19 protein-coding genes are annotated in these 25,206 nt (G+C 57.6%); 9 read left to right on the top strand and 10 right to left on the bottom strand.

Translation table 11 applies throughout. From position 1 onward, the window contains the following. Positions 1–32 precede the first annotated feature (32 nt). Both J2I48_RS10500 and J2I48_RS10495 read left to right on the top strand, forming a co-directional pair. On the top strand, positions 33–1,607 hold the full coding sequence (locus tag J2I48_RS10500; protein WP_207335383.1) for a RagB/SusD family nutrient uptake outer membrane protein: 1,575 nt from the start codon (positions 33–35) through the stop codon (positions 1,605–1,607). 29 nt (positions 1,608–1,636) lie between these two features. After that, positions 1,637–2,725: an IPT/TIG domain-containing protein gene (locus tag J2I48_RS10495; protein ID WP_207335382.1), complete on the top strand. Its 1,089-nt coding sequence runs from the start codon at positions 1,637–1,639 to the stop codon at positions 2,723–2,725. Between the two features lie 84 nt (positions 2,726–2,809). Here the strand turns inward: J2I48_RS10495 and J2I48_RS10490 are convergent, their stop codons facing one another. From J2I48_RS10490 to J2I48_RS10470, 5 genes are all read right to left on the bottom strand, one after another. Continuing rightward, positions 2,810–3,973, bottom strand: coding sequence for a glycoside hydrolase family 26 protein (locus J2I48_RS10490; RefSeq protein WP_207335381.1), 1,164 nt, complete (start codon positions 3,971–3,973; stop codon positions 2,810–2,812). A gap of 70 nt (positions 3,974–4,043) precedes the next feature. Then, positions 4,044–7,274: a PQQ-dependent sugar dehydrogenase gene (locus J2I48_RS10485; protein WP_207335380.1), complete on the bottom strand. Its 3,231-nt coding sequence runs from the start codon at positions 7,272–7,274 to the stop codon at positions 4,044–4,046. 20 nt (positions 7,275–7,294) lie between these two features. Beyond that, entirely contained in the window at positions 7,295–9,244 is a 1,950-nt protein-coding gene (locus tag J2I48_RS10480) for a sialate O-acetylesterase (RefSeq protein ID WP_229376081.1), read from the bottom strand. Between the two features lie 18 nt (positions 9,245–9,262). Beyond that, positions 9,263–11,089 carry a glycoside hydrolase family 9 protein gene (locus J2I48_RS10475; RefSeq protein WP_207335379.1) on the bottom strand — a complete coding sequence of 609 codons (1,827 nt, stop codon included), beginning with the start codon at positions 11,087–11,089 and terminating at the stop codon, positions 9,263–9,265. 86 nt (positions 11,090–11,175) lie between these two features. Then, positions 11,176–11,862 (bottom strand): ABC transporter ATP-binding protein, encoded by a 687-nt coding sequence (locus J2I48_RS10470; RefSeq protein WP_207335378.1) that lies wholly within the window; start codon positions 11,860–11,862, stop codon positions 11,176–11,178. Between the two features lie 196 nt (positions 11,863–12,058). Between J2I48_RS10470 and J2I48_RS10465 the strand changes: the two genes are divergently transcribed. The 4 genes from J2I48_RS10465 (at position 12,059) to J2I48_RS10450 (ending at position 16,903) form a co-directional block, all read left to right on the top strand. Next, positions 12,059–12,406 carry a hypothetical protein gene (locus J2I48_RS10465; protein ID WP_207335377.1) on the top strand — a complete coding sequence of 116 codons (348 nt, stop codon included), beginning with the start codon at positions 12,059–12,061 and terminating at the stop codon, positions 12,404–12,406. Between the two features lie 136 nt (positions 12,407–12,542). Next, positions 12,543–13,238 (top strand): arylesterase, encoded by a 696-nt coding sequence (locus J2I48_RS10460; RefSeq protein ID WP_207335422.1) that lies wholly within the window; start codon positions 12,543–12,545, stop codon positions 13,236–13,238. Further along, positions 13,235–14,224 (top strand): hypothetical protein, encoded by a 990-nt coding sequence (locus J2I48_RS10455; RefSeq protein ID WP_207335376.1) that lies wholly within the window; start codon positions 13,235–13,237, stop codon positions 14,222–14,224. The genes J2I48_RS10460 and J2I48_RS10455 overlap by 4 nt, the downstream gene beginning before the upstream one ends. Positions 14,225–14,263: 39 nt before the next feature. Beyond that, positions 14,264–16,903 carry an Ig-like domain-containing protein gene (locus J2I48_RS10450; RefSeq protein WP_207335375.1) on the top strand — a complete coding sequence of 880 codons (2,640 nt, stop codon included), beginning with the start codon at positions 14,264–14,266 and terminating at the stop codon, positions 16,901–16,903. Positions 16,904–16,915: 12 nt separating this feature from the next. Here the strand turns inward: J2I48_RS10450 and J2I48_RS10445 are convergent, their stop codons facing one another. Both J2I48_RS10445 and J2I48_RS10440 read right to left on the bottom strand, forming a co-directional pair. Continuing rightward, positions 16,916–19,345 (bottom strand): alpha-L-rhamnosidase-related protein, encoded by a 2,430-nt coding sequence (locus J2I48_RS10445; protein WP_207335374.1) that lies wholly within the window; start codon positions 19,343–19,345, stop codon positions 16,916–16,918. Between the two features lie 93 nt (positions 19,346–19,438). Next, entirely contained in the window at positions 19,439–19,840 is a 402-nt protein-coding gene (locus J2I48_RS10440) for a GlcG/HbpS family heme-binding protein (RefSeq protein WP_207335373.1), read from the bottom strand. Positions 19,841–19,926: 86 nt separating this feature from the next. Here J2I48_RS10440 and J2I48_RS10435 point away from each other — a divergent pair, with 86 nt between their 5' ends. Next, the gene (locus J2I48_RS10435; protein ID WP_207335372.1) at positions 19,927–20,403 is read left to right on the top strand and encodes a MarR family winged helix-turn-helix transcriptional regulator; all 477 of its coding nucleotides are present in this window, start codon (positions 19,927–19,929) and stop codon (positions 20,401–20,403) included. On the opposite strand, the gene J2I48_RS10430 is transcribed toward J2I48_RS10435, so the two are convergent. The 3 genes from J2I48_RS10430 to J2I48_RS10420 form a co-directional block, all read right to left on the bottom strand. Next, entirely contained in the window at positions 20,398–22,248 is a 1,851-nt protein-coding gene (locus tag J2I48_RS10430) for a glycoside hydrolase family 2 protein (protein ID WP_207335371.1), read from the bottom strand. The two genes, J2I48_RS10435 and J2I48_RS10430, sit on opposite strands and share 6 nt — an antisense overlap. A 103-nt stretch (positions 22,249–22,351) precedes the next feature. Next, positions 22,352–22,558 carry a GDCCVxC domain-containing (seleno)protein gene (locus tag J2I48_RS10425; protein ID WP_229376077.1) on the bottom strand — a complete coding sequence of 69 codons (207 nt, stop codon included), beginning with the start codon at positions 22,556–22,558 and terminating at the stop codon, positions 22,352–22,354. A 19-nt stretch (positions 22,559–22,577) separates the two neighbouring features. Then, positions 22,578–23,039 carry a hypothetical protein gene (locus J2I48_RS10420; protein WP_207335370.1) on the bottom strand — a complete coding sequence of 154 codons (462 nt, stop codon included), beginning with the start codon at positions 23,037–23,039 and terminating at the stop codon, positions 22,578–22,580. A 165-nt stretch (positions 23,040–23,204) separates the two neighbouring features. Between J2I48_RS10420 and J2I48_RS10415 the strand changes: the two genes are divergently transcribed. Both J2I48_RS10415 and J2I48_RS10410 read left to right on the top strand, forming a co-directional pair. Further along, a complete protein-coding gene (locus tag J2I48_RS10415) occupies positions 23,205–23,501 on the top strand; it encodes an SCP2 sterol-binding domain-containing protein (RefSeq protein WP_207335369.1) in 297 nt (98 codons plus the stop codon). A gap of 108 nt (positions 23,502–23,609) precedes the next feature. Then, entirely contained in the window at positions 23,610–25,022 is a 1,413-nt protein-coding gene (locus J2I48_RS10410) for a Gfo/Idh/MocA family protein (protein WP_207335368.1), read from the top strand. Positions 25,023–25,206: the final 184 nt, after the last annotated feature.

Genomic DNA, 25,206 nt, shown 5'->3' with positions numbered 1-25,206 from the left:
CTCATTCGCTCTTTCACTCTTTCACATAAGACATGAAACGCAACTCAGTTTATACCCTGCTGGTGTCGGCTTCACTACTCTCGGCTTCGGCCTGTAAGGAAGACTTCATTGATCGGCCTTCGCTGTCGGGTACTACAACCAGCAACTACTACAACAACGCCGCCGAAGTGCGGGGGGCCACCAGTACGCTCTACAGCGGCCTGCCCTGGCGCAACTACGAAAGCCGGGCGCAGGATGCTATCGGCGATGTAATGGCCGGCAATATGTTCACCTATACCGACGTGGAGTACCTCAACTTCTCTGTCTCGTCGGCGTCAGACCGCATTGGGGCGTCGTGGGGGGCATTTTACAAGATCATTGGCTACGCCAACGTGATGATCAAGACGTTTGAAGAAAAGAAAGCGGCCGGGGGTGGTGCTGCCTACCTGGACCCCGCCATTGCCGAATGCCACTTTATCCGGGGCATGATCTATTTCTACATTGCCCGTACCTGGGGTGCCGCGCCCATCATCACCGATCCGGGTGCTACCGCCCTCTCCGGCGATTTCAATATTCCGCGCTACCTCCAGAAAGACGTGCTGCGGTTTGCGCTGGAAGAAGTGAAGCTGGCCGAAGCCGGTTTGCCGGAGTCAGACGATCCGGGCCGGGTGACCAAATACGCTGCCAAAGGCCTGATGTCGAAGATCTATCTCTACTCGAAAGACTACGCTAACGCAAAAGCCAAGGCTGAAGAGGTGATCAACTCAGGTAAGTACATACTGGTGAACGACTACCAGGGCATGTTTACCAAAGCCAGCATGAACAACAACGCCGAGTCGCTTTTCTCGATTCAGCACCAGTTCTCGCAGGACCCCTGGGGTACGGGCAACATCAAAAACCCCGACCGGGGGGCTGGTGCCCTCCGCACGTCGGAAGCCGACGCCTGGGAGATGTACGTGCCCTCGGTGGATATGCTGAAAGAATATGAGTTTGGCGACCTGCGGCGCAAATGGTCGGTGATGGAACAGGGCTGGACCAACCCCAGCTGGAAACCCCAGCGCGCCAACGCTCCGCTCTACAACGCGTTTATGGCCAATGGCTTCAAGTATGATACCCTTCAGCCCACCAACGACGGCGGCAGCCTAAGCCCCACCCGCGCCAACATTGTGAAGTATTTTGCCGGTCCGGGCAAGGGCTTTGGTGGCGAACCGGTGCTGGGCCAGAACTCAGGCAACAACGTAGTGCTGCTGCGCTATGCCGACATCCTGCTGATCTATGCCGAGGCGGTGCTGGCTGGTAACGCCTCGACCACCGATGCCAAAGCGCTCGATGCCCTCAACCAGGTGCGGAAACGGGCGGGGTTGCCAGCCAAGGCCGCCATTACCAACGCCGACATCCTGCACGAGCGCCGGGTTGAGTTTGCCTTTGAAGGCGACTACTGGTACGATATTCAGCGGCAGGGCTATGCCAAAGCAAAGGCCATCATTGAGAAGCAAAACCGGGGCACGGCTACCTACAGCACCTACCTCACCAACTTCAGCGAAGACAAGCTGTTCCTGCCTATTCCGGCGGGTGAAATCGTGCAGGACCCTGAGTTGGGCAAAGACCCGGTTCCCTACTACAAGTAAGTTGTTGACCCTTCAAACAAAGCAATCACATGAACTTTAGACGAATCAATAGGCTTGCGGGCCTCTCGGTCCTGACCGTTATGGCGGGGCTGGTGACGCTCTCCTGCCAGAAAGATACCGACGGTAGCCCGCAGATCGGACCAGGTAACCCACTGGTAACCAAGATCATGCCCGACTCGGCAGCGGGTGGTGCCACCGTGACCATTACGGGCAGCGGCCTGGGCGACATGCGCTCGATCATGTTCGAGAAACTAAGTGTTCCGGCCGGGTTTCAGCCTACGCTCAATACCGACGGTGCCCTTATTTTCCGGGTGCCAACTGATGCCGCAGGCGGAAAGCAGAACGTAACGTTTACCAACAGCGCCGGCCAAACCGTGTCAGTACCCTTCAAAGTGCTGGCCTACCCCACGATCACGAACATTTCGATGTATGATTTCACGAAGGGAACAAAAGTGACCATCACCGGCAACAACTTCGATGACGTTACTTCGGTAGCCGTGGCCGATTCGGTGAAAGGCATTTCCGACGCGGCCACAATTGTGTCAAAGTCGAAGAAGGAACTGGTGATTACCATGCCCGCTTCGTCGCTCAACCGCGCTACGCTGGCCATCACCAACGGTACGGGCCGGATTCGGACCAAGCAGGAATTTGTCAATATCGACAAAGCCTTCCCCGTTTTCACCGACGGCTATGCTAAGGGCTTCCAGGATAATTCCTGGGGCGATGCCGGGGCCGTGTCGACCAAAGAAGCTGCGTTTGGGGTATCGTCGGCTACTAAGACCTACCAGAAGGGCAACTGGCACCTGATGGCGTTTGCCAACTGGACGGGGGTTGCTTATGACCCGACTTACACGTACCTGACGGGCTGGATCAAAGGCGGCTCGGCCGATTATGCGCTTTTCGTTACTACCGATGCCAGCAAAGCCGGTTTTGGCAACTTCGTCGATGCCAACCAGGTCAACGTAAAGGCGGGCGTCTGGAATTACGTCAAGATCAAGCTGGCCGACATGGATTTCTGGACGCCGGGTAGTACTATGAAGCAGCTTGGTTTCCGTATCAAAGGCCCCGACAAGCAGGACGAGGCGTTTTACTTCGACAACATTATGCTGGTCAAGTAACTGGGTGAAACACGATAGCCTCCAGCAAGAAGCGTGCTCCTGTCGAGGCTGTTACCTCGACAGGAGCACGCTTCTTGCTCGATGTTAGTAGTAGAAAAAGAGCAGTTTTTTCCGGCGATACATTTTACCCAGGTCGTTTTCAAACAGCGTGTAGGGGTCCTGGTAAAAGTGCAGGAAGTCGGCTACGCTGGCCTGACCGGGGTAGGGGGCGTAGAAGTGGGTGGGGCTGCGGGCATCATTGCGCCACACCAGCACATAGGCTAGCTTCATCTTTTCGGCCTTGAGCGACCGCAGCAAAGTGTTGGTCCACCAGGTCGTGTCGGGAATCGATTCCAGGCCGGTTTCGGTGAAAGCCGCCAGCTTATGGGCCTTCCGGGCATAGTCCGACACGATTTTGAGCTTGGTAATGCCCGCCTGCACGTTGTAGTTGCCGTTTCGGCCAAAATCTGCGTAGTTGTCTACGCCCACCATGTCTACCCACTCGTTGCCGGGGTAGCGGTCCAGGTACTGCGCTTCGGTCTTGAACAGGCAGTCGGGCGAAAAGGTGTAGATGAAGTTATGCACCTGTAGGCTGTCGCGCAGGTAGGAGACCGTAAACCGCCAGAGCGACGTAAACTCCTCGCGTGAGCAGTGTGGCCTGCCCCACCAGAACCACCCCCCGTCGAACTCGTGGTAGGGCCGAAATAGCATGGGTACGAGCTTACCGTCCCGCCCCCTGATTGAGTTGGCCAGGTCACCCACGGTTTTCAGTATGACCTTATACTGGGCGTGGTGCGACCCACCCGGAATGAGGTTGGCTACTGCCGGGGCCGATACCGAATCGTTCCAGTAGAAGCCCGTTTGGGGTGTTACGGGGTTCGAGAAATGCCAGGCTACGGTGGTCACGCCACCCCGGTTATACGTGTCGGCAATCTGCTGGCGGAGGTTGGCTTTGGTGCGTTCCACCGCCGTTGCGGGCCGACCCGTCAGCCCGCTGAAATCTACGCCGATCACGGCCGGGTGCGACCCGCTCACCGATTTTACATCCGACCGGTTGGCCTCGCCCGTCCAGCCGTGGCCATATTCGGTGGCGTGCTGATGGCCGAAGAGAATATGCTTCTTCGAGAGCTTGCTCAGGTTATGATAAAGCGCCCGCGTTTCGGCCGTGGCGTTGGGGTCGATCAGGTTAAGTTTCGGGGTTGAGTAGCTAACCGTAATCGTCAGCAGGTTGCCTAATAGAATGCCTGCTAGGTGCTTTTTGTTTAACATAAACCACTGATTGCGAATAGGTTGATGTTTTTGCGCAGTTGGATTGGGGCTGCTGAAAGCTACTGCATACTCACCGCCCCGATACGCCCGCCTTAGGCTGCTGTTTAAACAAAATCCAGTCGACAAGGAGCAGGGTTTTGTCATTGATGGCCTCGTTGCGGAACACAAAATAAAGATCAACTACTGCGCTGGTGGGGGTAATGGGGGCCGATACTGGTTGCCAGATTGGCCCGCGCGGGCTACCCGCCGGGGCCGCGATGGGGTTGACCGTAGCCGTGCCCAGCAATGGACCTGTAGGCGACTGCGTATGCACTTCGATGCGCCCGCCCCGCCCGGCTGCTGCTGCTGCGTTGAACGTGAGTTCGCCGATGCCCGTGAGGTCAATGCCGTGGAAGCCAATGAACGACCCGTCTTTGATGTCGCCCACCCAGCTTTGGTTGCTGCCGTCCTGGTGTTTGCGGTCCACGCCCATGCCCTGTTCGTAGGTCTCGGCCTGGAGGCGGGGGTTGTGCAAAATGAGCAGCTTGCGGCCCGTGAGTGGCCCGGTAATGGGGTTGCCCCTGTCGGTATAACTGGCCGAAATCACGTAGCTGCCCGTCTCGTTGTCACCCGTATGCTGCGCGAGGGGGTAGGTGCCCCGCAAGGGTAAGCTCTTGGGGGCCTCATCGGTCAATGACAGGATGTAGCGGACCATCTCGGCGGTTTCTTTTTCGGTATGCTGCGGGTGCGCCGACATCACGTTTTTGCCCCAGTTGCCGTTGCCGCCCGTGATGACTTTCTTCGCCAGCATATCCACCGCCGACTCGCCCGCCGGGTGGTACCGTTTCGAGACCTCCAGCAGCGTGGGTCCAATCGATTTGGCGTTCATTGAGTGGCAGGCTTTACAGTCGCTGTTGGTAAGCAACTCCTTGCCTTGCAGGTGTTTACTGAACCCGTCGCCGTTTTGGTTGGATGTCAGTAGGGCCAGGTCTTTGCCTTCGGCCAGGTAATCCACGGCAAATTTCACCTGCCTGGGCTGGATGCCTTTGTTCAGTGCGCCGTCTTCTTTGTCTTTCACCGACACACTATAGACCAGGGGTGTTTTGTCGAAATAAAAGCTGCGGTTACCCCGGATGGCCACGTCGACCAGTGGCGCATCGTTGCCTACTTTCACGGTCAGTTCAGTAGTGGCTTTCTGCCCGGCCGCGTCTGTAACGGTCAGTTTGGGGTGGTACACGCCGGGTTTGGCATAGGTGAAGGTGGTGGCTACTGCCGTCGATGTCAGCCCCGTGCCCGACTCCCAGCGGTACGTCAGCTTGTCGCCCCGGTCGTAGTCAAATGATTCCTTTGCCGACAGCGTGGCTACCAGCGGTGCCGCGCCAATGGTTTTAGAGGCGTTCACTCTGGCTACTGGGCGGCGGTTACCCTCTGTGAAATCGATGCGGATCAGCTGCGAATCGGGGTTGCGGGCAAAGTAGTTCATGCCGTAGGCGAGTACGTACATGGCTCCGTCCTTACCAAACTTCATGTCGATGGGTTTCGACACAAACGTGGTGGGTAGAAATGATTCGATCTGCCGTAAATCGCCTGAATCCGAATAGGTCAATACCTTGATCCAGTTGCGCGCCCACTCATAAATAAACTGTTTGTTTTGGTAGTAGGCAGGCAGCTTCACGCCCGATTTGTACTCGTTGGCGTAATAGAACGGCCCGGCCATAGCGGAGCGCGATCCCGTACCTAGCATCGGAAACTCGGTCGATTTGTCATACGGGTACCAGATCATGGCTTTCTGGGCGGGGGGCAGCACCTTCGCGCCCGTGTTGTTCGGCGACTCGTTTACGGGCCGCTCCGGGTCATAGTGCGGGCCACTCTTGTTGGTGGCAAAGTCGAAATCGGCGTACGATTTATTGTCGCCCACAAAGTAGGGCCAGCCGAAGTTACCCGGCTTGCGGGCCTGATTCCACTCGTCCTGGCTTTTGGGGCCGCGCTCACTCGCCACGCCCCCGTCAGGCCCAACGTCGCCCCAGTACAAAAAGCCGCGCTTGTCGACCGTGATGCGGTAGGGGTTGCGGGCACCCATCACATAAATTTCGGGCTTCCCCTGCGAGCTGTCTTTGGCAAACAGGTTGCCGTCAGGAATGGTGTAGCTGCCATCGGGTTCGACGTGGATACGCAAAATTTTACCCCGCAGGTCGCTAGCGTTGCCCGACGATTTTTGCGAGTCGAAGGGGGCACGGCCGGGGCGCTCGTCGAGGGGCGAAAAGCCGTCCGATTCTTTCGAGCTGGTATTGTCACCGGTAGAGAGGTAGAGGTTGCCGTCGGGGCCAAAATACACGTTACCCGCTGAATGACAGCAAGTTTCGCGTTGTACGGGCACTTGCATCACCACTTTTTCAGAACTCAGTTGCAGGCTGTCGCCGGTAAATAAAAACCGCGACAGGTTCTGCACCGACTTGCTCCCCACGGGCGAGTAGTACAGGTAGACGTAGTGATTCTGGTCGAATTTGGGGTCGAGTTCCATACCCAGCAGGCCGTCTTCGTAGTTGCCCGTAATGTGCACCGGCAGTTTGTTGATGGCCTTCGTGGCTTTGGCGGCGGGGTCATAGAGTTTGATCACGCCTTTGCGCTCCACAAACAGCACCCGCCCGTCAGACAGCACTTCCATCTCAATGGGTTCGTCCATATACGACTCCAGCACGGTGGTTGTAAACCGGTTTTCTTCCGGCACGCGCAGGCTGTGGGCTTCGCGGTAGTTCAGCGCACCGCCTTCCAGCGTATACCTGACCCCTGCCAGCAGCGACGTCGACAGCTTCTCGTCGGTCAGGCCGTTAGCGCCGGTTGTCATGTAAAAGACCCGGCCCCCGTCGAACGGCTTGCCGATGGAAGCGGGTGTTTGGGCAGGCTGGACCTGCGTAGCCGTCAGCATGTCCTGATACCAGGCCCATTGGTATCTGGTAAACCCAGCCGTGTTGATGAAAGCCATACCCCCGCCTGCCTGTACAAAGCGCTCAAGGTCAGTCTGTTGATTGGTGAATAGCACATCTTCTGAGGTGTTGAGCAGAACAACCGACCGGTAATTTTTCAGCGAATCGTCGGTCAGAAAAGCGGCGTTCGTGGTGGTGTCGGCGTCGATACCGGCTTGCTTGACAAGGCTCAGCAACGTGCCCGCTGCCGCCGCTGCTGCCGGTTGATTATCGACGTTTTTGGCGAAAATGAGCACGGCGGTTGGCTGGCGGCTGGTCCAGCTCATCAGCAGCAGGAGCAGCACCGCACTCAGGGCAGGCACCCTCAGCGAACGGGTATGGTTGACGGAATTATGCATAATGGAATTGGGGAGATGACTTACTCAAACTTAGCACTGATTGTTACGCCGGGCCAGGTATCGGTGCGGAATGAGTTGGCGGGGAGGCCGTCGGTACTGAACAGGTTAGCTTCTTCCGGCGAATCAGCCCAGGCATAGCGTACGGCTACCGGTTTGGCTACGTTGGGGCTTGACACCACCACCGTGTTGCCGTTGATTTGGGCTTGGGCGTAGTGAAAAACTTTATCGGCGCCCGCTAGTTCGAAGCCTTTCAGGTAGCCGTATTTGTCTTTCACCACCAGGCCAACGTCAGCATTCTTAAACGTAACAATGGCCCTGCCGCCCTCAAAAGCCGCTTTGTCGTACATCGGCGAGGCGTAGTTTACGTTCTGCCCGAAGTCTAATTTCAGGGCATTCAGGGCCAGGCGGTGGCCTACGTCCTGCTTGTTGGTGGGATGAATGTCTTTGGCATTACCCACGTCGGTGGTGACGGCCATGCCGGTTTTGGGCAGGCTGAGGGTCATGGTTTGCGCTTCGCGAAGTTCGGCCCAGTTGCTACCCTGGTTGCTGCTCTGGTTGGCCCCGAAGCTCGACAGCTGCACAAAATAAAACGACATGTTTTGCCCGAATCGCTGCCGCCAGTCGGTGATCAGCAAGGGAAACGACTGCCGGTATTGGTACGCCCGTCCGGCGTTGGTTTCGCCCTGATACCACAGCACCCCACGCAGGGCAAACGGCTCCAGTGGGGCAATCATGGCGTTGTAGAGGCTCACGGCCACGTTATTCATAAACCGCTTGTAGGTATGTTTTTCGCCAAAAGCGGGCAGAATGCGCCAGTTGTTGGCCAAGCTAACCCGCTGATCGCCCGCCGATACGTACAGGTCGTCGGCCGTTCCGCGCAGGCCGAGGCCATACCAGGCCGGGTCAGTTACGCCGCCCATTTTCACCAAAATACGATTCTCGCCTGCCCGCCAGGTGCCCGCCGGGATGCTGATTTTTCGGACGCCCTTAACCGCACCTTCCCACGCCAGCTTGCCGTTGATGTACACCTGGTTGGGGCTGTCATTTTCGGCCAGGGCCAGCGTGGTGGGCACGGCCACCAGTTCATCGGGGATGGTCACGGGGCGGGTCATGTAGCCCTGCCCCGTAAACCCGCGCATGTCTTTCCATTCCCACTGGCCCATAGGGTCTGCCTTTCGCCAGCCCGCAAAGTCATAACCAGGCTCCAGGTACCGGGCTTCGTCGGCGGGGGTCAGGTTGGCAGGTACCTTCAGTTGCTGCCGCAATTTCAGGTCGGTAAGGCTGTCGGCGGCGGTCCAGTTGGTAGGCAGATTTTGCACCGTGGGCCGGAGTTCGGCGTTGCTCATCATGCCTTCTTTGCTAATCCAGCCCTCTACCTGCGACCCACCCCACGACGAGTGCAGCAGGCCAATGGGCACGTTTAGTTTCTGGTACAACTCACGGGCAAAGAAAAAGCCCACCGCCGTGAAGTCACCCACCGTTTGGGCCGAGGCCACCTGCCAGTCACCGGCCGTCAGCTCGGTTTGGGGTGTCAGGGCCAGTTCATGTTCTACCCGGAAGTGACGAATCTGGGGGAAGTTGGCGTTTTTCTTTTCGGCGGAAAAATGGTCGGCCTGCTTCACCGACCACTCCATATTCGACTGCCCGGAGCAGAGCCACACCTCGCCAATGAGCACATCGGTAGCCTGCGCACTGCCCGATTTGGCCGTGACTACCAGCGTATGCGGCCCCCCTGCTTCGAGCGGCGCAAACCGCACCAGCCACTCACCGCTGGCATCGGCTTTGGCCTGCTGAGTTTGGCCCGCCAGCGTAACTTTCACGGTTTCGCCGGGTTTAGTCCAGCCCCAAACCGGAATGGGCTGTTGCCGTTGCAGCACTACGTGGTCGGAAAAGAGCCGGGCCATGCGCAGTTGGCCGAAGGTTGATGTGCTGATTAGCAGCAGGATAACGAGGGCGTGAAGTTTAGACATGAGGGAATAAGGAGGAAATCACCGCGCGGTTTTTGCTTCCAACGCTTCAATTGCTGCCACAAAATACACAAGCGGGGCGTTCCAGTTGATGGCAATTTCGTTAGAGGCGTAGGAGCAGTCGGCATCCAGATACACTTCGTCGGCAACGGTGGTGGTGTAGCCGCTACAGTTGTCCTGCCGGGCAGCGTTGGCGTTGGTGCCGCCCGACAGTAGCCCCGGCACCGGTGCCTCAACGCCATCGGCAATAGAGGGGCGGTGGTGGGGGTGCATGGGTGTTTTGTGGCCGAAACCCGTCACGAACGAATAGCCCACGGCATTGCGGCCCAGCAGGTAATCGAGGTTGGCCAGCGCCGCCGCCAGGTACGATTTGTCGTTGGTGAGCCGATAGGCCTGAAGCAGCGCAATGCCCTGGTTCGCTGCCACAGAACTGCTACCCCAGATGTAGTCGCTGGCGGTTTTGCCCATGGGTGTCTGAAATGCCTGGTTGTCAACGTGTTGCTTCAATTTGTCGGCCTCCTGAATGATGCGGGTTTTTACATTGACTGCGTCCTGTTGGGCGCGTGGTGTGAGCTGATCGGCCAGCCGGGCCAGTGAATAGTAGGCCAGCGTACGTACCTGTGGCCAGCTGGGCAGGGGCGTTTTATCGTCGGGGAAGAGGTTCACGGCCGTGTAGTAGGCGTCGTCTCGGGTGGTCAGGTAGAGTTCACCCGCCGCCCAGATCCACTCGTCAGACGCGTTGCGGTCGCCGTAGGTGCCGGTGCTCACGTCGGGGTCGAAGGCCTTATTCATGTCGTCCTGCACATAGAGGGCGTTGGGGTTCTGTTTGGCCCAACCCCACGCCCGCACGGCGGCGGTCTGGCAGGAGTCGGCCAGACCGGGCAGTTCGCGGGGAAACTGGCGGAAAATCCGGGCAGCCTGAGCCATCACGGCGGCGAAATCGAGGGTGGCGGTAACACTTTTCTGCACTACATACCGCTCTTTGGTGGCTTTGTCTGGCATCACCATGCCGTCGAATTTGGCATTGGTAAGCTTGTGGTACACGCCCCCGTCGGTGGGGTCCTGCATGGTGAGCATCCAGCGCAGGTTCCAGAGCGACTCATCGAGCAGATCGGGCAGGCTGTTGTTGCTTTCGGGAATGTTGGTAATCAGCGAGTTGCAAAAATCGGGATAGTCTTCGTAGAGCGACAGCAGCGTGCCCATAGAAATGCCGGAGTTGACAATATACTTGTTGTAGTCACCGGCATCGTACCACCCCCTGGGCGACGAAATAGTGGTACCCGCCGGGCGCGTGGCTGAAGCTGCCGACGGGTGAATGAATATGTGATTGTCGGGGTGCCCGGCCGGGCGGTGCCATCGCCCGGCATATGATTCGGGCAAAGCAACGGATGCCCGCTGGAAATAGAAACCTTTCAGCGCACCCACGGCCATGTCGCGGTGCACCGCCGCACGAATGGCAAACGGGTACGACTGGCCTAGTCCCGGTATGTTTATGACGAACGTGCCGGGGTTGTGGAGGGCCGAAAAATCTGCCGTGCGGGCCAGCTTACCCGAAAAGGCGTTGGGGCGGGCGGGGCTGAGCGTACCGCTGAAGACCACCTTTTTGCCGCTGGTGGTCAGGACCTGAAACGGCTGAGCGGTGGTGTTGCTGCCCGGTTCGCCCACTACAATGGCCACTTTGGCGGCGTCTGGGTAAAAACCGATCTGGTTAAGGCGGATGACTTCTACGGTGGGTTGTCCGGCAGCCTGTAGGGCCAGCAGGAATATAAGCCAGCAGAAACCGATAGATAGGAGCCGGTTGCTATGCGCGTTTCCGACGGCGGCACTCGGCCAAGATAGACGTGTCATTCGATGCCCGGCAAACAAAGGGAGATGGCAACCTGCCATCTGCGTAAAAGTAGGCTTCACCGGCGCGCTGTTTCATAATGAAAACCCTATACGAGGGTTTTTTTTACCACGTCCTCTACCACGTGCCCCCCCCGAATGCGGATCATGCGGCCCGTTTTGGCGGCGAGTTCCAGGTTGTGGGTCACGATCACGAGCGTTGTGCCCGCTTCGCGGTTGAGGTCGAAGAGGAGGTTTTCTACGGTGGCGCTGGTGTCTTCGTCGAGGTTGCCGGTGGGTTCGTCGGCAAAGAGTACGGCCGGCCGGTTGCTGAATGCCCGCGCCAGCGAAACGCGTTGCTGTTCGCCGCCGCTCAGTTGCAGGGGGTAGTGGTGGCCCCGGTCGGCCAGACCCACGCGGTCGAGCAGGTCACGGGCAATGCGCTCGGCCCCGCGTTGACCACGCAGTTCCAGCGGTACCATTACGTTTTCGAGGGCCGTAAGGGTGGGTAGTAACTGAAAATTCTGGAAGATAAAGCCCACGTGCTGGTTGCGCACCGCCGCCCGCTGATCTTCGCTGAGGTTGTCGAGCAATACGCCGTTGAGCCACACACTACCCGACGAGGCCCGGTCTAAACCAGCACACAGACCCAGCAGGGTAGTTTTTCCGCTGCCGCTAGGCCCCACAATGGCAAAGCTGTCGCCGGGTTGCAGGTCAAACGACACATCGTGAAGTACGGTCAGGGTCTGGCCAGCACTCTGGTAAGTCTTTGTCAGGTTATCAACGCGTAGGCTCATAAGTCGGGTTGTATGCCGGTACTAATTCTAAAGGAATAACCCAGGCCGGGCCGCTTTCGTTTGCCTGTCGCCGCAACATATCAGCCAGTGCCTGGTCGCGCTCAGTAACTATCGGGCACTGCTTAGTAAGTATCCCACAAGCTAACTAGTAAAGCACCGTACTATTACTCAGTCGTTCACTATAAACAAGACAAGAATGAAACAGTACCCACTCCTGCTTACCCTGGCCATTACGCTGGCAGTTGCCACTGGTTTTACCGCAAAAACCGTTCAGCAAACCGACAAAAAGACGATTCACATCAAGAACACTACCAACTTCACCGTTGATCAGATCTTTATTTCGCCGGACAATGAGGATCACTGGGGCGATGACATCCTAGACGATGACGAACTGCTGGCCCCCGGCGAGTCGATAGACGTGGAGGTCGATTGCGGCAAGTGGGACGTCAAGCTCATTGCCGAAGACAAGTCGGAATGCAAAGTGGAAGACATCACGCTCTGCAAAGCCGATCAGTGGAACATCGTAGCTGATTGTCATAAGTAAGAGAGTGGTGAGTGCTAAACGGTAAGTGATGAGTTTGCTTACGCGAAGCGCACTCATCACTTACCGTTTAGCACTCACCACTCTCTTTTTGAACCTGTCGCGTTGCATTCGGTTTGTAGTAGAAAACCCGGTTTCTATGCAGCGTATTTGCCAACTGGTTGTGCTGGCCAGCGTTTCTCTTTGCCTCAGTTGCGGCGCCAAAAAGGATACAGCCAAAACCGAAGGTGTCAGTGTCGATTCGTCAACTGGCTCAGCAACAGCTACTTCGACAAGAAAAAAAACCATTGTTTTCTTTGGCAACAGCCTTGCCGCAGGCTACGGCCTCGACAACACCGCCGATGCATTTCCTAACCGGATTGGTGCGCGAATCGACTCGCTGGGTTTGCCTTACCGCGTGGTGAATGCGGGCCTGAGTGGCGAAACCACCGCCGGTGGGCGCAGCCGCATCGGCTGGATTTTGCGTCAACCCTGCGACATCTTTGTGCTCGAACTGGGCGGTAACGATGGCCTGCGGGGTATTCCGCTCAAGTCGTCGCGGGCCAATTTGCAGGCCATCATTGACACCGTCCGGCTGAAGAACCCTGCCACGCAGATCGTGATTGCAGGCATGCAGATTCCGCCCAATCTGGGCAAGGCCTACACCACCGAATTCCGGGGTATTTTCAAGGAACTGGCCACCAAAAACAAGGCCGTCCTGATCCCGTTTCTGCTCGAAAACGTGGGCGGCATCCCCCGGCTTAATCAGCCCGACGGCATCCACCCCAATGTGCAGGGCCACCGCATCGTAACCGAAAACGTCTGGCGGGTAATTGAGCAGATGCTGACGAAATGATCTACGGGATGTGTTTCGACGGTAGTGTGGTACGGGGCCGGGGCGACGATGGTCGGCTGCTGCATTTCTCCAACACCCGCGCTACGGGACACGTAGGGCAGATGGAGCTGAACTACAAACGAGCGCGTCAGATGGGCCTCACCCGTTTCCGCGACACCGTACTCTGGGACGAAACCAACCGCCGCCCCGACTACCCCTGGCTCGACCGGTTGCAGGCTGTTAGCCATGGCCAAATTGAACTGGCGCTGAATCATTACGGCCTGCCCGAATGGATCGACGAGGCCATGTTCTGGAATGGACAAGCTGCCGCGGCTATGTATGACCTGGCCTATACCATTGCCCGGCGTTATGCCGGGTCGTTCCGCAGTTATAATCTGGGCGTTGAACTGGGCATCTGGACCGACTGGATTGCCCTGCCCAACAACCGGCAGTGGCCATTTGGTGGGCGCGACTGGTGGGCGGTATACAAACAGACCAGTGCCATCACCATCGCCATTGCCAGGGGGCTAAAGGATGGCGATGCCAACTGCCTGACCGCCATGAGCGAACCCTGGGGCTGGGGCGACATGCCCTGGGATGACCAGGCGCGGCCTTTTGCCACCGTGCTAGGGCAATATGACCAAGTGGCCATTGACAATCAGTGCTTTACCTGGCAGCAAGGCCGTTCTGACCTGCTCGACATTGTGGGATTGAATATTTATTTCGAGAACGACATTCCCGGCATGCTGGTGGCCGCCCGTCGGTTGTTTCCCGATAAGAAAGTGTTGGTGGCCGAAACGGCCAATATTTACCGCCCCGACTGCCACCCACCGGCCCTCTGGTGGGCCAAATTTGAGGCCCTCAACGAGCCTGACCTCGACGTGTGCTGGAACCCCGGCCTGAACATGCTCACCCACGAACTCGGCGAACCCATGCACGGCAACCTGCTCGACGAAGATGGTACACAGCATTGGTGCCGAGCCGGGTTGACTGAGCCTGGTGCATAACCAGGAATATTTACTACTTACTACTTACCCTTGTACTTTATGCGCTACGCTTTATCTATTGTATGCTTATGCGTTGGCTTGTCAACGCAGGTAATGGCCCAGCCACAGGTGGGTATCACTACTCCCCAAACCAACACCACCTTTGCCGAAGGCGTAGACATTCCGGTGAGCCTTACCGCCACCACGTCAGTAGGGTCGCTGAGTGCGGTTGACCTGCTGCTAAACGGACAAAAGCTCACTACCTTCCTGGCAGCCACGGCCACGCAACCCTACAGCTATACGCTGAAAGACCTCCTCCCCGCCAGTTACACCCTCACTGCCCGCGCCACCGGCAATGCGGGCGCGGTGGGCACATCGACACCCGTTGCCATGCTCGTCACCTTCGCCGATGGTACCGTGGGTCCTTACGCCCACTGGAATTTCGACAAGGGGCTTGATTACTGGAAACTCGTTAGCGACTGGCGGAATGAAGGTACGTTTGGCTGGCATGGTACGCCCTCGCTGTGGGGATTCAACATCCAGGAAGCCAACATGGCCGCTTCGCCGGGTATTTCGTTGAAAGCGGGAGAGACCTACACCGTGGAGTTTGTCGATGCCTGCAAGTCTAACCTCGTGCCCATTCGGGTGCTCTACGCCCCGGCGCAATCCTTGCAGGACACTACGTTTATTTTTGGCTATAAGTCAGCTTCGACGAGCAATTTTTTGGTCCGTCGCGCCGGTACGTTTGTAGCCCCGCGCGATGGTATCTACCACATCATCATCCGTAACGACTGGCGTACGGGGGCCTATCAGAAAATGTATTTCGACAACCTTCGGGTGCGGGGCAATGGACTTAATAACGCGCCACTGAGCAAGATCACCTTTCCTGCTGCAGCCAGCCTGACGGTGCCCATTGGCTCGACGCTGTCGCTGCAAAGCACCGCCACAGACCCCGACGGGAGCGTAATTCGGGTTGACTATTATGCTAATAGTCAAAAGATTGGATCGAGCACATCGGCCAATTATGCTTTAGACTGGTCGGGCTACGGCGTGGGTACGTATGACGTCACGAGCCGGGCCGTAGATAACCAGGGGGCCAGCGTAGGCTACGTGCCCTTGCGGCTGGTGGTGGTGGCAAATAACTTTACCTCGGCCAGCTACCTGGGCGGCACCTCCGACGCCGAAGACGTGCGCGGATCGGTGATTCAGCAAAACGGGGCCATCGTGCTGGCGGCCAATCTGGGGGCGGTCTCGTTTCCCGGCGTGGTGCCGAAATTGCTGAATGGCGCTACTGCTACCTCGCCGGGTTGCCTGCTCAAACTCACCGCCGACGGCAAGACCGTGCTGGCCCTCACCCGCCTCGCCGCCCGTGTCACTGACCTGGCCCGCGACAGTACCGACAACCTGTACCTGGCCGCCGGGGCCGACGGGATGCTGAAACTAAATGTGGCTGCCGACACCATCTTGTGGAAAAAAACGATGCCCACGGGGCGCTACGTATGGCGCGTGGATGCCGGGCCGGGGGGCACCAACATGTACCTCAGCAGCACCAGCACCGACCCCGACGGGCAGCTATCGGGCACGGAAATCAAGGTGCAGAACCGCGAGGGCGTTGAACTGGGCAACTTTGGGGCCGTCTCGCAGTATAGTGGCGACGTGGTGGTAGACGAGGCCACAGGGACGGCCATCGGCGTAGGGTTTCGGAACTTCAACGCGCAAACCAACGCGGGTCGGCTGCCGGTTTACGTGCCCGTGATTCGGGGGATGTCGTTCAACTGCGCCACCACCAAATATGTGGCTTATAACTGGGAGGCCGACTCACTCCTGGCCGACGGAAGCCGTAACCCCCGCTGGCTTAACGCCTCGAACAACAACATGGCCGACGTGCGGGCGTTTCGCGCGTCGCTGGGGCTGGATGGGAAGCTCTACGTGGCCTATGAGGTGGCGGGCGGCAACCACGCGCTGCGCTACAGCCCGTTCGATATTATGCAGAAGGTGACGGTGGTGGGTGGCGACAATTTTGCGGATTTCAATAATTCAAACACGGAAATCAAGCTTTTTGTGGGGCGCTATGAGCCTGCCACGGGGCAATACGCACTGGGTCAGCAGTTTACGGCCCGGTTGCCCAGTACCAAAGCCAACACCGTTTTCTCGAAATACGGGGCCATTGCCGCCGACGAAGATGGCCGGGCTTACGTAACGGGGGCGTCGGCCTACGGCATCCCGATTACCGTCGACCACCAGCCGGGCGATTACCTGGGCGGGGCATACCTGCTCATTCTCAGCCCCGACATGGCCACGCGCGAGGCCGTTGTGCGTCTCACCACCGACGGGCGCGGGCACACGCTGGCCATTAAAAACCGGGATTATTTTGTCTGGGGCGGCATGACCAAAACCGTGCTGTTTCGCGTAGACCCGCTTCAGCCCAACGCCGGTAGCTTGCAGGATGGTTGGTTTGCCACGCTCAGCCGCACCGCCCTGGCGCGTTGCACCACCGCCCGCCTCCGCACGAGCCTGCGCACTGGCGCGTGGCAATCGCCGAATACTTGGTCGTGCGGGCTGCTGCCCACGCTTTCGGACAAAGCCCTGGTCAGCCCCGGTCACGTGGTTAAATTAACCGGGCAAGCTGCTGCTAATCAGTTGATTGAGCAGGGGAAATTGTTGATTGGGTCAGGCGCTAAGGTGCGGATAGGGGAGTGATTGTTTCAATAGTCACAAACTAACCTCCTGCTTACCTGCTACCAGCGTTTTGCTGCGGCCCTGCCAGCGGAGGGTGCCGCCCAGGCCAGGAGGGAGGGTAACGGTGCCGCGCAGCGTACCACCGGGGGCTTTCTCGAAGCGCACCGAAATGTCGCCGCTGGGGTGGGGCATGGTGCCTTCGGCGCTGGGGAGAGTGCCCAAAAACGGCTCGATACGCACCGACCGGAAGCCTGGTTCGGCGGGGTTGATGCCGCAAACAGTGGAGAGAAACTCGTAGACGGGCGAGGCGCTCCAGGCGTGGCAGTCAGAGCGTGTGGGTTCCGGGGCTTCGGCAAAAGTGGTGAGGCCGTTGGCAATCATAGTATGCCAGGGCTGTAGCTGCGGCAAAAACTCGTCGCCCAGGCCGGTTTTCTTCAGGGCCTGAAAAAGGTAAAATTTAAAGTAGTACGTGGCCGGACGCAGGCTGTCGGCAGGAGCACTAGCGAGGACTTTTTTAAGCAGGTCGCGCTGCTGAGCGGCGGGAATGGCGTTGCTTAGGATGGCGAAGATGTTGGCATGTTGGCTGTACTGTTTCTTAGCCGGCGTATCGGCAAAAAGGCCTTTGGTGGGCACCCAACAGCGATCCATAACGGCTTTGTTGATGCGCCGGGCCAGTTCGCGGTAATGTTCGGCGCGTTCGTTCTGGCCGTAATGCGCAAACAGATCGGCGGCTTTCTGGTATGTGTAGGCCTGTTGCAGACTGAGCACACTCGACCCGCCCCCGTGCGCCCCGTCGGGTACACCACCAATACCGTCGGTGGCGTTCCAGGGCCACGACCAGTCTACGAAATTCCACCAGGTGAGCGTTCCGTTCAGGCCCGTGAGGCGGTCAATGCGGCTTTCGTGCCAGCGCAGCACGCTTTCGATGCCCAACAGCCGGGCGCTCACGAAAGCGTCGTCTTTGCGGTGCATCCAGTAGTCGTGGACCATGCACACCCAAAACAGCGAAAACGTGGGAATCACCTGCTGGTCGGCGGAGGGGTAGCGGCTTTGGGTAAGGCCCTCGGCAATGCGGCTGTCGTCATACTCCAAGATAGCTTTGCGCATCAGGCGGTCGTCGCCAGATACGTAAAGCGAGATCAGGGCCTGAATGCGGGTGTCGCCAATGTACTGGAGTTGTTCGTAATAGGGGCAGTCGTAGTAGGTTTCGCCCGCGCAGAGCTGGGCCGTACGCCAGCCCACGTCCCAAACGTGGCTCAGGCTGGTGTCGGGCGACATGAACCGGGCTTTCTGCTCGAACGGGTAGGCGGTGTACTGGCCCAGCAAGTCGTTGATTGTCAGGGGGTCATCTTTTGTCTGCACCGTTAGTTGCAGGTAGCGATATGTTCGAAACCAAAGTGGGCGGAAGGTGCGTTTCTGACCACCATCGGCCATAAACTGGTCGTCGATACCGAGCATAGTGCGCCCGTCTACCTCGTTACGGTTGCCTTTTTGTCCTTTCGCATCGGTCAGGCCTTCGGCGTAGGTCAGGGTGAGCGAGGCTCCTTTTCCCGCCGAAACGGTTAGTTCGGGATAGGCGTTGGTCAGCGTTTTCTGGTCGAAAAGTACCGTAGCCAGGGTATTGGCCGGAATCTGTACCGGCGTTTTACCCTGCAAAAAATCGGGCGGTACGGTCGCGTTTACGGCCCGGCGCACGCTGCTGAGCCGCACCGTTTTGCCTGCCATAGGCGGAATGGTGCGGGGCACCAGTGCCCAGTTACCATCACTGCCCAGCCCCCGTGTTTTGGCCGAAAACCAAAGCGGTTTGGCGGCGGGCCATGCTTTGTCGTCGAAGCCAGGCTGCTCCCAACCCCAGGGGTATTGCGCCCCGTCTACCCGGTCGCCGTCGCCCACCACCACGTAGGTATGCAGCCGGGCCATATCGTTTTTCACGGGCGAATAAGCCGGGTTCTGATATACTTTCCAGGTGTTGTTGGTGTTCACGATCTTCTCGGCGTCACCGTCGCCCTGCATCACAAACCCCAGTTGGTAACTCATCTGGGCCATCGGTGCCGACTCGCCCAGGTGCCACACCTGAGCGGCCAGGGTGTTGGCCCCCGCCAGCATAAACGGGGCCAAATCAACTGTTTCGTAGTTCCAGTGCTGGGTGTCGCCCCGCGCCGGACCCATTGCCACCGCCTGCCCGTTCACAAACAGCCGGTAGCGATTATCGGCCGAAACGTGCACCATAAATCGGGCGGGCTTCTGCGTAACGCTGATCGTTTTGCGAAAATGGTATACCCCATAGGCTCGCGCCGAGGTCGTTGGGTGAACCAGCCATTTGGCTTCCCAGAGGCTGTTTTGCCACCTATTGGCCACCAGCGCGGGCTGCGTGGATTGAAAAACGGGCTGGGCAAAACCGGTTGTTACAAACCAGAAAAACAACAGAAACGCCAACAACGGGCGGTGGGAGCGGAGGGGCATAGCGCGGTGAGCAACGGATTGACAATGCACAAAGAAACCGCTTTGCCACCGTTTTTCATGACAGGCAAGAGGGCATTTGGTACGGCTTCCCGGCTAATTTGCGGGTGTAAGCGATGCAACCACGGCACTGCCAATTGCCTGGTCCTGCTCAAAGTTTCCTCCCGAAATACCCAGGCCGCCAACCAGCGATTCTTGCCACATAACCGGGAAGCCACCGGGTAGGCCGGAGATGTCTTTGTTGGTAGAGAAAGAACGCTGAAGCATGGAAAACTTCTGGCCAAGCTCGCCTACTACGTGACTTGGAATACGAAGTTGTGAGGCCGTGACGGCTTTTTGGCGACTGCTTTCCAGTGCAAAATAACTACAGCCCTCCTGCCGCCATACGGCGCAGGTATGGCCACCGGTATCAACAAGGGTTATCGTTATAGCAATGCCCTGTTGTTGTGATGCCTGCCGGGCAGCCTTTATCAATTGATCAATCAGCTGTTGTTGCATGTCCTTTGTGGCGCCAAGCCATTTAAACAAAAGACAATAGTAAGCTATACTGACCAAATAATAACCCCTGCTGACTAATTTTGTTTATGGACACGCACAAAGCGCTCGTTGAACACATTCAGCAAAACAATATTGCCGGGCATCTACACCGATTGTCAAGACTGTTGGGTGGCCTGAGTGAGCATCGTTGGGCAAAAGATGGCTACCCCGATGTGCGGAATGGGCATGTGCAGCTGTTACGTAATCTGGACCCTGAAGGCACCCGAAACACCGTATTGGCTCAACGGGCGCACATTACAAAACAGACTATGGGACGGTTGGTAAAAGAACTGGCCGACTCTGGCTATGTAGCAATAACCGTTGATCCCACCGACAGCCGGGCACAGCGGGTGCTGTTAACGGCCCGTGGCACGGATTTTCTAACGTACCTGGCGGCAACACTGGCCGATTTGAATTGGGCCTTCGCCAACGTGCTGGGCGAAGGCCGACTAGCCGATTTTTCTCAAACCTTACAGGATCTACTTGCATTTGCCGAAACGCGACAACAGCAACAGGATTTATGAAGACGGTTGTATTGGCCCCAGCAACCCCTCCGGTACGGTTAGCTCTCCGGTGTGGAAATCAATTAGCCCGTTGCGCTCGTCTTCGATGTTGGTAGCCTGAGTATACACATCGCCCGCGATGGGCCGGTCGCGCAATTCCTGCTTAAACTGCCGGATGCGCTCTGTGCGGCTGTCGGCATCATCGGGGCCGCCGTAGTTGGCAAAGCCGAAACCGCCCCATTCGCTCACCACCAGCGGAATCTGTTTCCGGTAAAAATAGGGATCACCCACCACCAGCGGGCGATATGCTACGGTGGCCAGGTCGCCTGCCACAAGGCGGTCGAGCAGGCTCCGCCAGTGCTCCAGGTCGGGGGTGTAGAGGTGGGCCGTGAGCAGGTCCGATTTCAGCCGCCCCTCCTGCGAGATATGGTGCCACCCGTCGTTGTCGACTACCAGAAACTGTGGGTGGTTGATCTGCATGTAGTGATAGGTGTCGGCGATATACTGCTGTGTGTCAGGGCTTTGGGCTATGTCTTCGGCCCCCCAGTCTTCATTATACAGGCTCCAGATAATCACCGACGGGTGGGCTTCGATCAGAGCCAGCATCCGCTCCAGCTCGGCGCGGTGGTTCTGGCGACTGCGCTGATTAGACCGGTGCGGACTAGGCACTTCCACCCACAGTAGCAGTCCTAGCTCATCGGCCAGGTTATACAGGCGCGGATCAACCCCGGCAATATGGACGCGCACCAGGTTGCAGCCCAGTTTCTGCATGGCGTAGAAGTGCCGCCGCATTTCGTCGTAGGTAGCGGTGCCCGGCTGGTAAAGAATACCGTCGAGGTAAGTAGCCTCACCATTGAGATAAACGTAGGCACCCCGCGCCTCTACCTTGCGTATCCCGAAGTGAGCGTCTATTTCGGCGGTATTGCCTTTACTGTCAATGAGTTGTGCCGTAAGTTGGTATAGTTTTGGATGCGCTGGCGACCAGGATTCTGCGTTGGGCAGTTCGATCACCACGCGCTGGTTTTTTTGCCCGAATTCGAGGTGCAACGGGAAATCGGACGAGGCCAGCGTACCCGCATCTGGGTTATCCTTGTCGCTGATGAGGAGCCGCAGGATGTAGTCGCCCTCATCATGAATGCGCGTCGTTACGTTCACCCGCACCAGGTTGTCTTCAATTTGACTCACCACCCCCACCCGCGACCGCAGCCGGTTACGTTCTACGGGTTCGAGCCAGACCGACCGCACCCCGCCGGTGTAGGTCTGATACCAGATGCCGCCCCGTTTATACACCGACGACTCCTGCTTGCCCCGTGGAATGTCGGCATCCATGGTGTCGGCAATGCGTACGGTGAGGCGGTTGGTGGGTTGCAGTAGTTTTTCGCCCAACTCATACGAAAACGACGTGTATTCGCCGTAGTGAACGGTCTCTCCCTCAATAGTCTGGAGCTGTTTTCCGTTAAGCCACACCTGCGTTTCGTAGCCACAGGCACCAAACGTAAGCTGGTACATCATATCGGGTTTGTCGGGCGTGGCGGGTTCGCGGGCGGGCAACTCAAAGGTGCGTTCGTACCACACCACTACCGAGTCCTGCCAGCTAATGCCGTCATTATCCTGCCGGATCTGCGCAATGTGCGACTCGATAGAGCCGGGCCACTGAGCCGTGTAGGCGTATTTATGGCCGTTTTGCCACTTTTCCGTTAGCCCCACATTGTCCATGTCTTCAGCGAACTGCCATTCGCCATCGAGCAACATATAGGTATTTGGCCGCAACACGGCACGGGGCAGTTCATTGATTGAGGCGGGGCTTGGTGCCGTTATTGCCTTAATACTTTCTGTAGTGTTCAGGTTGCGAAACGTGGGTTGCATGAAGTAAAGTGATGAGTGCTGAGTGATAAACGATGAGTGGGCTGAGGCGATCAAAAAAACTTATCTACGCGCTGCCCCCTCATCAATCAGATGCCCATTTGGTTCAGGGGCAGCACCCTTTTCCGGCCTGAATAGGTGGGCAGGGTACGGTGCCGTAAGAACAAAACACGCAGCAGTCGCCCACCAGGGGGCGCAGCAGGGTGTGGCAGGCGGGGCACTCGTAGAAGAACTGGCAAGCATCGGTGGGCATGGTTTCAACCTGCTGATGCTGGCAGTGCGGACAGGTCAACATAGATTCGAGTAGGAGCATAACCAGGGGTTTCGCTGACTTATTTCATTTCGGGCAGGCAAAACCCATACATAACAGCGAAAAGTACGCTGCCAAACACGCCAAACGACGTGATCAGGGACGAAAAGCCGACGAAATAGATGGGCATGACAATGCCCAGCAGCACCCCGGCCACATAGATATAAAAGCCCAGTTTTCGTAGTCGGAACATCAGCACCACGCCAATCAGCGTCACCAGCGAATAGGCAAACTGCGCCCGGCTTTGCTGCTGCACCAGATAGGGGTCGGCGGGGGTGGGGTTGTCGCTGTTGGCGCTGTTATCCTGGTAGAAATTTTTGGGGTCGCGGCGATCTTCCTCGCCCGTGCCGGTGTCTTTGTGGCCGGTGTAAGGTGTTTGAGCCACCTGATTGGGGTTAAACAGAGCAATGCCACTTTCGGCCAAACCCCAGCCGCAGCTCAGGAACGACAGGACACACAGGATAGTCAGGAATTGGGAGCGCATAAGGGGGAACTTGGACGTTGGACATTAGATTTTGGATGTGGAGAAAGAACAAGCTGTTATCCAGTGTCCAATGTCCAAAATCCAGTGTCTGGTTGTAAACCTCCCAGCACGGCGATAGTTTTACCCCAGGAGGTGCACAAAACAACCGCATTTCAACCAATAAGTATGACCCTACAGGAGCTAACCGACAACATTCGTACCCGCATCGCCACTGCCGACAGCCTCGATGCTACGGCTAAACTCGTTACCGATCAAGGCGTTGTCTATATCGATAGCAAGCAAACCCCCGCCGTGGTTTCCAACGATGACCTGCCCGCCGACACCGAATTGCACGTGAACGTGGGCGACCTTGAGAAAATGGCCACCGGTGATCTCAACCCCATGATGGCCTTCATGACAGGCAAGCTGAAAGTAAAAGGCGACATGGGCATTGCCATGAAAATGGGGCAGGTGATGGGGTAAGGTGAAAGAGTGAATGGCGAAAGAGTGAAAGAGCGACTAACGCACACAAATTGGTAATTTGACAGCGTTTCACTCTTTCGCTCTTTCAGCATTCACTCTTTCACCCTTATGACCTCCCGCAGAACCTTTATCAAGTCGGCTTCGGTGGCTGCTGCCGCCTTCACCATTGTGCCCCGCCACGTGCTGGGCAGGGGCTTCGTGGCCCCATCTGACAAACTCAATATTGCCGCCGTGGGCTGTGGTGGTAAGGCCGACGTTAACATCCGGCTGGCGTTTAACGGGGGCACCGACAATATCGTGGCCCTCTGCGATGTCGATGACCGGCAGGCGGTGAAGTACCGCGCTCAGTTCCCCAACGCGCCCTACTTCCGCGACTTTCGCGAGATGCTCGATAAAGCGGGCAAGACTTTCGACGCGGTTATTGTCTCCACGCCCGACCATATGCACGCGCCCATTGCCATGGCCGCCATGAATATGGGCAAACACGTCTACGTGGAAAAACCCCTGACCCACGACATCTACGAAGCCCGGATGCTCACCGAAGCCGCCCGCCGCAATAAAGTGGTGACGCAAATGGGCAATCAGGGCAGCAGCGGCGACTCGACCCGCTACATTGAGCAACTCATTCAGGACAAGGTCATTGGCCACGTTCATACCGTCTATTGCTGGACCAACCGCCCCGTGTGGCCCCAGGGGGTACAATCGCCCAAAGACAAGAAAGAATCGCAGCCGGTGCCCGCCGAAGTAGACTGGAACAAGTGGCTCGGCACGGCCCCCTACCGCGACTACCACGCCGCCTATATGCCCTTTCGCTGGCGGGGCTATTGGGATTTCGGCACCGGTGCCCTCGGCGATATGGGCTGCCACTTCATGGACGTGCCCTTCCGTGCCCTCAGGCTCAAATATCCCACCTCAGTCGAATGCAGCGTAGGGTCGGTCTACGCTGATTTTTTCCAGGAGGCCTATTTTGACGACGTATGTCCACCCTCGTCATCGGTGCATATGACGTTCCCGTCTGACGACCGGAAAGTAAAAGAAATCAAGTTTTCGTGGTTCGATGGGGGCATCCGGCCCGCCCTGCCCGACGGCGTGACGTATGAGCAACTGTTTGCTTCGGTAGACGGGGGGATGCTGTTTATTGGCACCAAAGGCATGTTATCGGGTGGGCTGTTCGGCGACAATTTCAAGCTGTGGCCGGCCGAGAAGTTTGCCAATCAGGATATGACAAAGCCCGCCCGGCCGCTGGTGGAAGGCAAGACCGAAGGCCATCAGCAGCAGTGGGTGAAGGCCTGCAAAGAAGGATTCGGGGCCTACACCTCGTCGGGCTTCGATCAGGCCGGGCCACTCACCGAAACCGTGCTCATGGGTAACCTGGCCACCCGCAGCTTCCTCGCACGCGAAGACGGCAAGTTCACCGGCCGCAAGAAACTGCTCTGGGACGGCGACACCCAAAAAATCACCAACTACGACTACGCCAACCAGTTCGTGAAGCGGACCTACGCGGGGGGATATACACTGTAAAAAGAGTTTTCAGTCTTCTGTTGTGGCCTGCACCTTGGCCTGTGGAGACACAGGCCAAGGTGCAGGCCACAACAGAAGACTGAAAACTGTAAACAGGAGACTCCCTCCAGTGTGTGTGGTATAAATTAGGCTGAAATAATACAAAACGAAGCTAATAATAGTAGTAGACTAACTACTCAAAACC

Source organism: Fibrella aquatilis, assembly GCF_017353255.1.
Taxonomy (GTDB): Bacteria; Bacteroidota; Bacteroidia; order Cytophagales; family Spirosomataceae; genus Fibrella; species Fibrella aquatilis.
This window is presented reverse-complemented; position numbering and strand designations above follow the sequence as displayed.

What these genes read in the sequence shown, in the direction of transcription:
- J2I48_RS10455 (WP_207335376.1), top strand. Translation starts at nt 13,235, where the DNA reads ATGATCTACGGGATGTGTTTCGACGGTAGTGTGGTACGGGGCCGGGGC.
- J2I48_RS10425 (WP_229376077.1), bottom strand. Translation starts at nt 22,558, where the DNA reads ATGCTCCTACTCGAATCTATGTTGACCTGTCCGCACTGCCAGCATCAG.
- J2I48_RS10450 (WP_207335375.1), top strand. Translation starts at nt 14,264, where the DNA reads ATGCGCTACGCTTTATCTATTGTATGCTTATGCGTTGGCTTGTCAACG.
- J2I48_RS10415 (WP_207335369.1), top strand. Translation starts at nt 23,205, where the DNA reads ATGACCCTACAGGAGCTAACCGACAACATTCGTACCCGCATCGCCACT.
- J2I48_RS10420 (WP_207335370.1), bottom strand. Translation starts at nt 23,039, where the DNA reads ATGCGCTCCCAATTCCTGACTATCCTGTGTGTCCTGTCGTTCCTGAGC.
- J2I48_RS10440 (WP_207335373.1), bottom strand. Translation starts at nt 19,840, where the DNA reads ATGCAACAACAGCTGATTGATCAATTGATAAAGGCTGCCCGGCAGGCA.
- J2I48_RS10470 (WP_207335378.1), bottom strand. Translation starts at nt 11,862, where the DNA reads ATGAGCCTACGCGTTGATAACCTGACAAAGACTTACCAGAGTGCTGGC.
- J2I48_RS10445 (WP_207335374.1), bottom strand. Translation starts at nt 19,345, where the DNA reads ATGCCCCTCCGCTCCCACCGCCCGTTGTTGGCGTTTCTGTTGTTTTTC.
- J2I48_RS10435 (WP_207335372.1), top strand. Translation starts at nt 19,927, where the DNA reads ATGGACACGCACAAAGCGCTCGTTGAACACATTCAGCAAAACAATATT.
- J2I48_RS10475 (WP_207335379.1), bottom strand. Translation starts at nt 11,089, where the DNA reads ATGACACGTCTATCTTGGCCGAGTGCCGCCGTCGGAAACGCGCATAGC.
- J2I48_RS10500 (WP_207335383.1), top strand. Translation starts at nt 33, where the DNA reads ATGAAACGCAACTCAGTTTATACCCTGCTGGTGTCGGCTTCACTACTC.
- J2I48_RS10460 (WP_207335422.1), top strand. Translation starts at nt 12,543, where the DNA reads ATGCAGCGTATTTGCCAACTGGTTGTGCTGGCCAGCGTTTCTCTTTGC.
- J2I48_RS10485 (WP_207335380.1), bottom strand. Translation starts at nt 7,274, where the DNA reads ATGCATAATTCCGTCAACCATACCCGTTCGCTGAGGGTGCCTGCCCTG.
- J2I48_RS10490 (WP_207335381.1), bottom strand. Translation starts at nt 3,973, where the DNA reads ATGTTAAACAAAAAGCACCTAGCAGGCATTCTATTAGGCAACCTGCTG.
- J2I48_RS10480 (WP_229376081.1), bottom strand. Translation starts at nt 9,244, where the DNA reads ATGTCTAAACTTCACGCCCTCGTTATCCTGCTGCTAATCAGCACATCA.
- J2I48_RS10410 (WP_207335368.1), top strand. Translation starts at nt 23,610, where the DNA reads ATGACCTCCCGCAGAACCTTTATCAAGTCGGCTTCGGTGGCTGCTGCC.
- J2I48_RS10430 (WP_207335371.1), bottom strand. Translation starts at nt 22,248, where the DNA reads ATGCAACCCACGTTTCGCAACCTGAACACTACAGAAAGTATTAAGGCA.
- J2I48_RS10465 (WP_207335377.1), top strand. Translation starts at nt 12,059, where the DNA reads ATGAAACAGTACCCACTCCTGCTTACCCTGGCCATTACGCTGGCAGTT.
- J2I48_RS10495 (WP_207335382.1), top strand. Translation starts at nt 1,637, where the DNA reads ATGAACTTTAGACGAATCAATAGGCTTGCGGGCCTCTCGGTCCTGACC.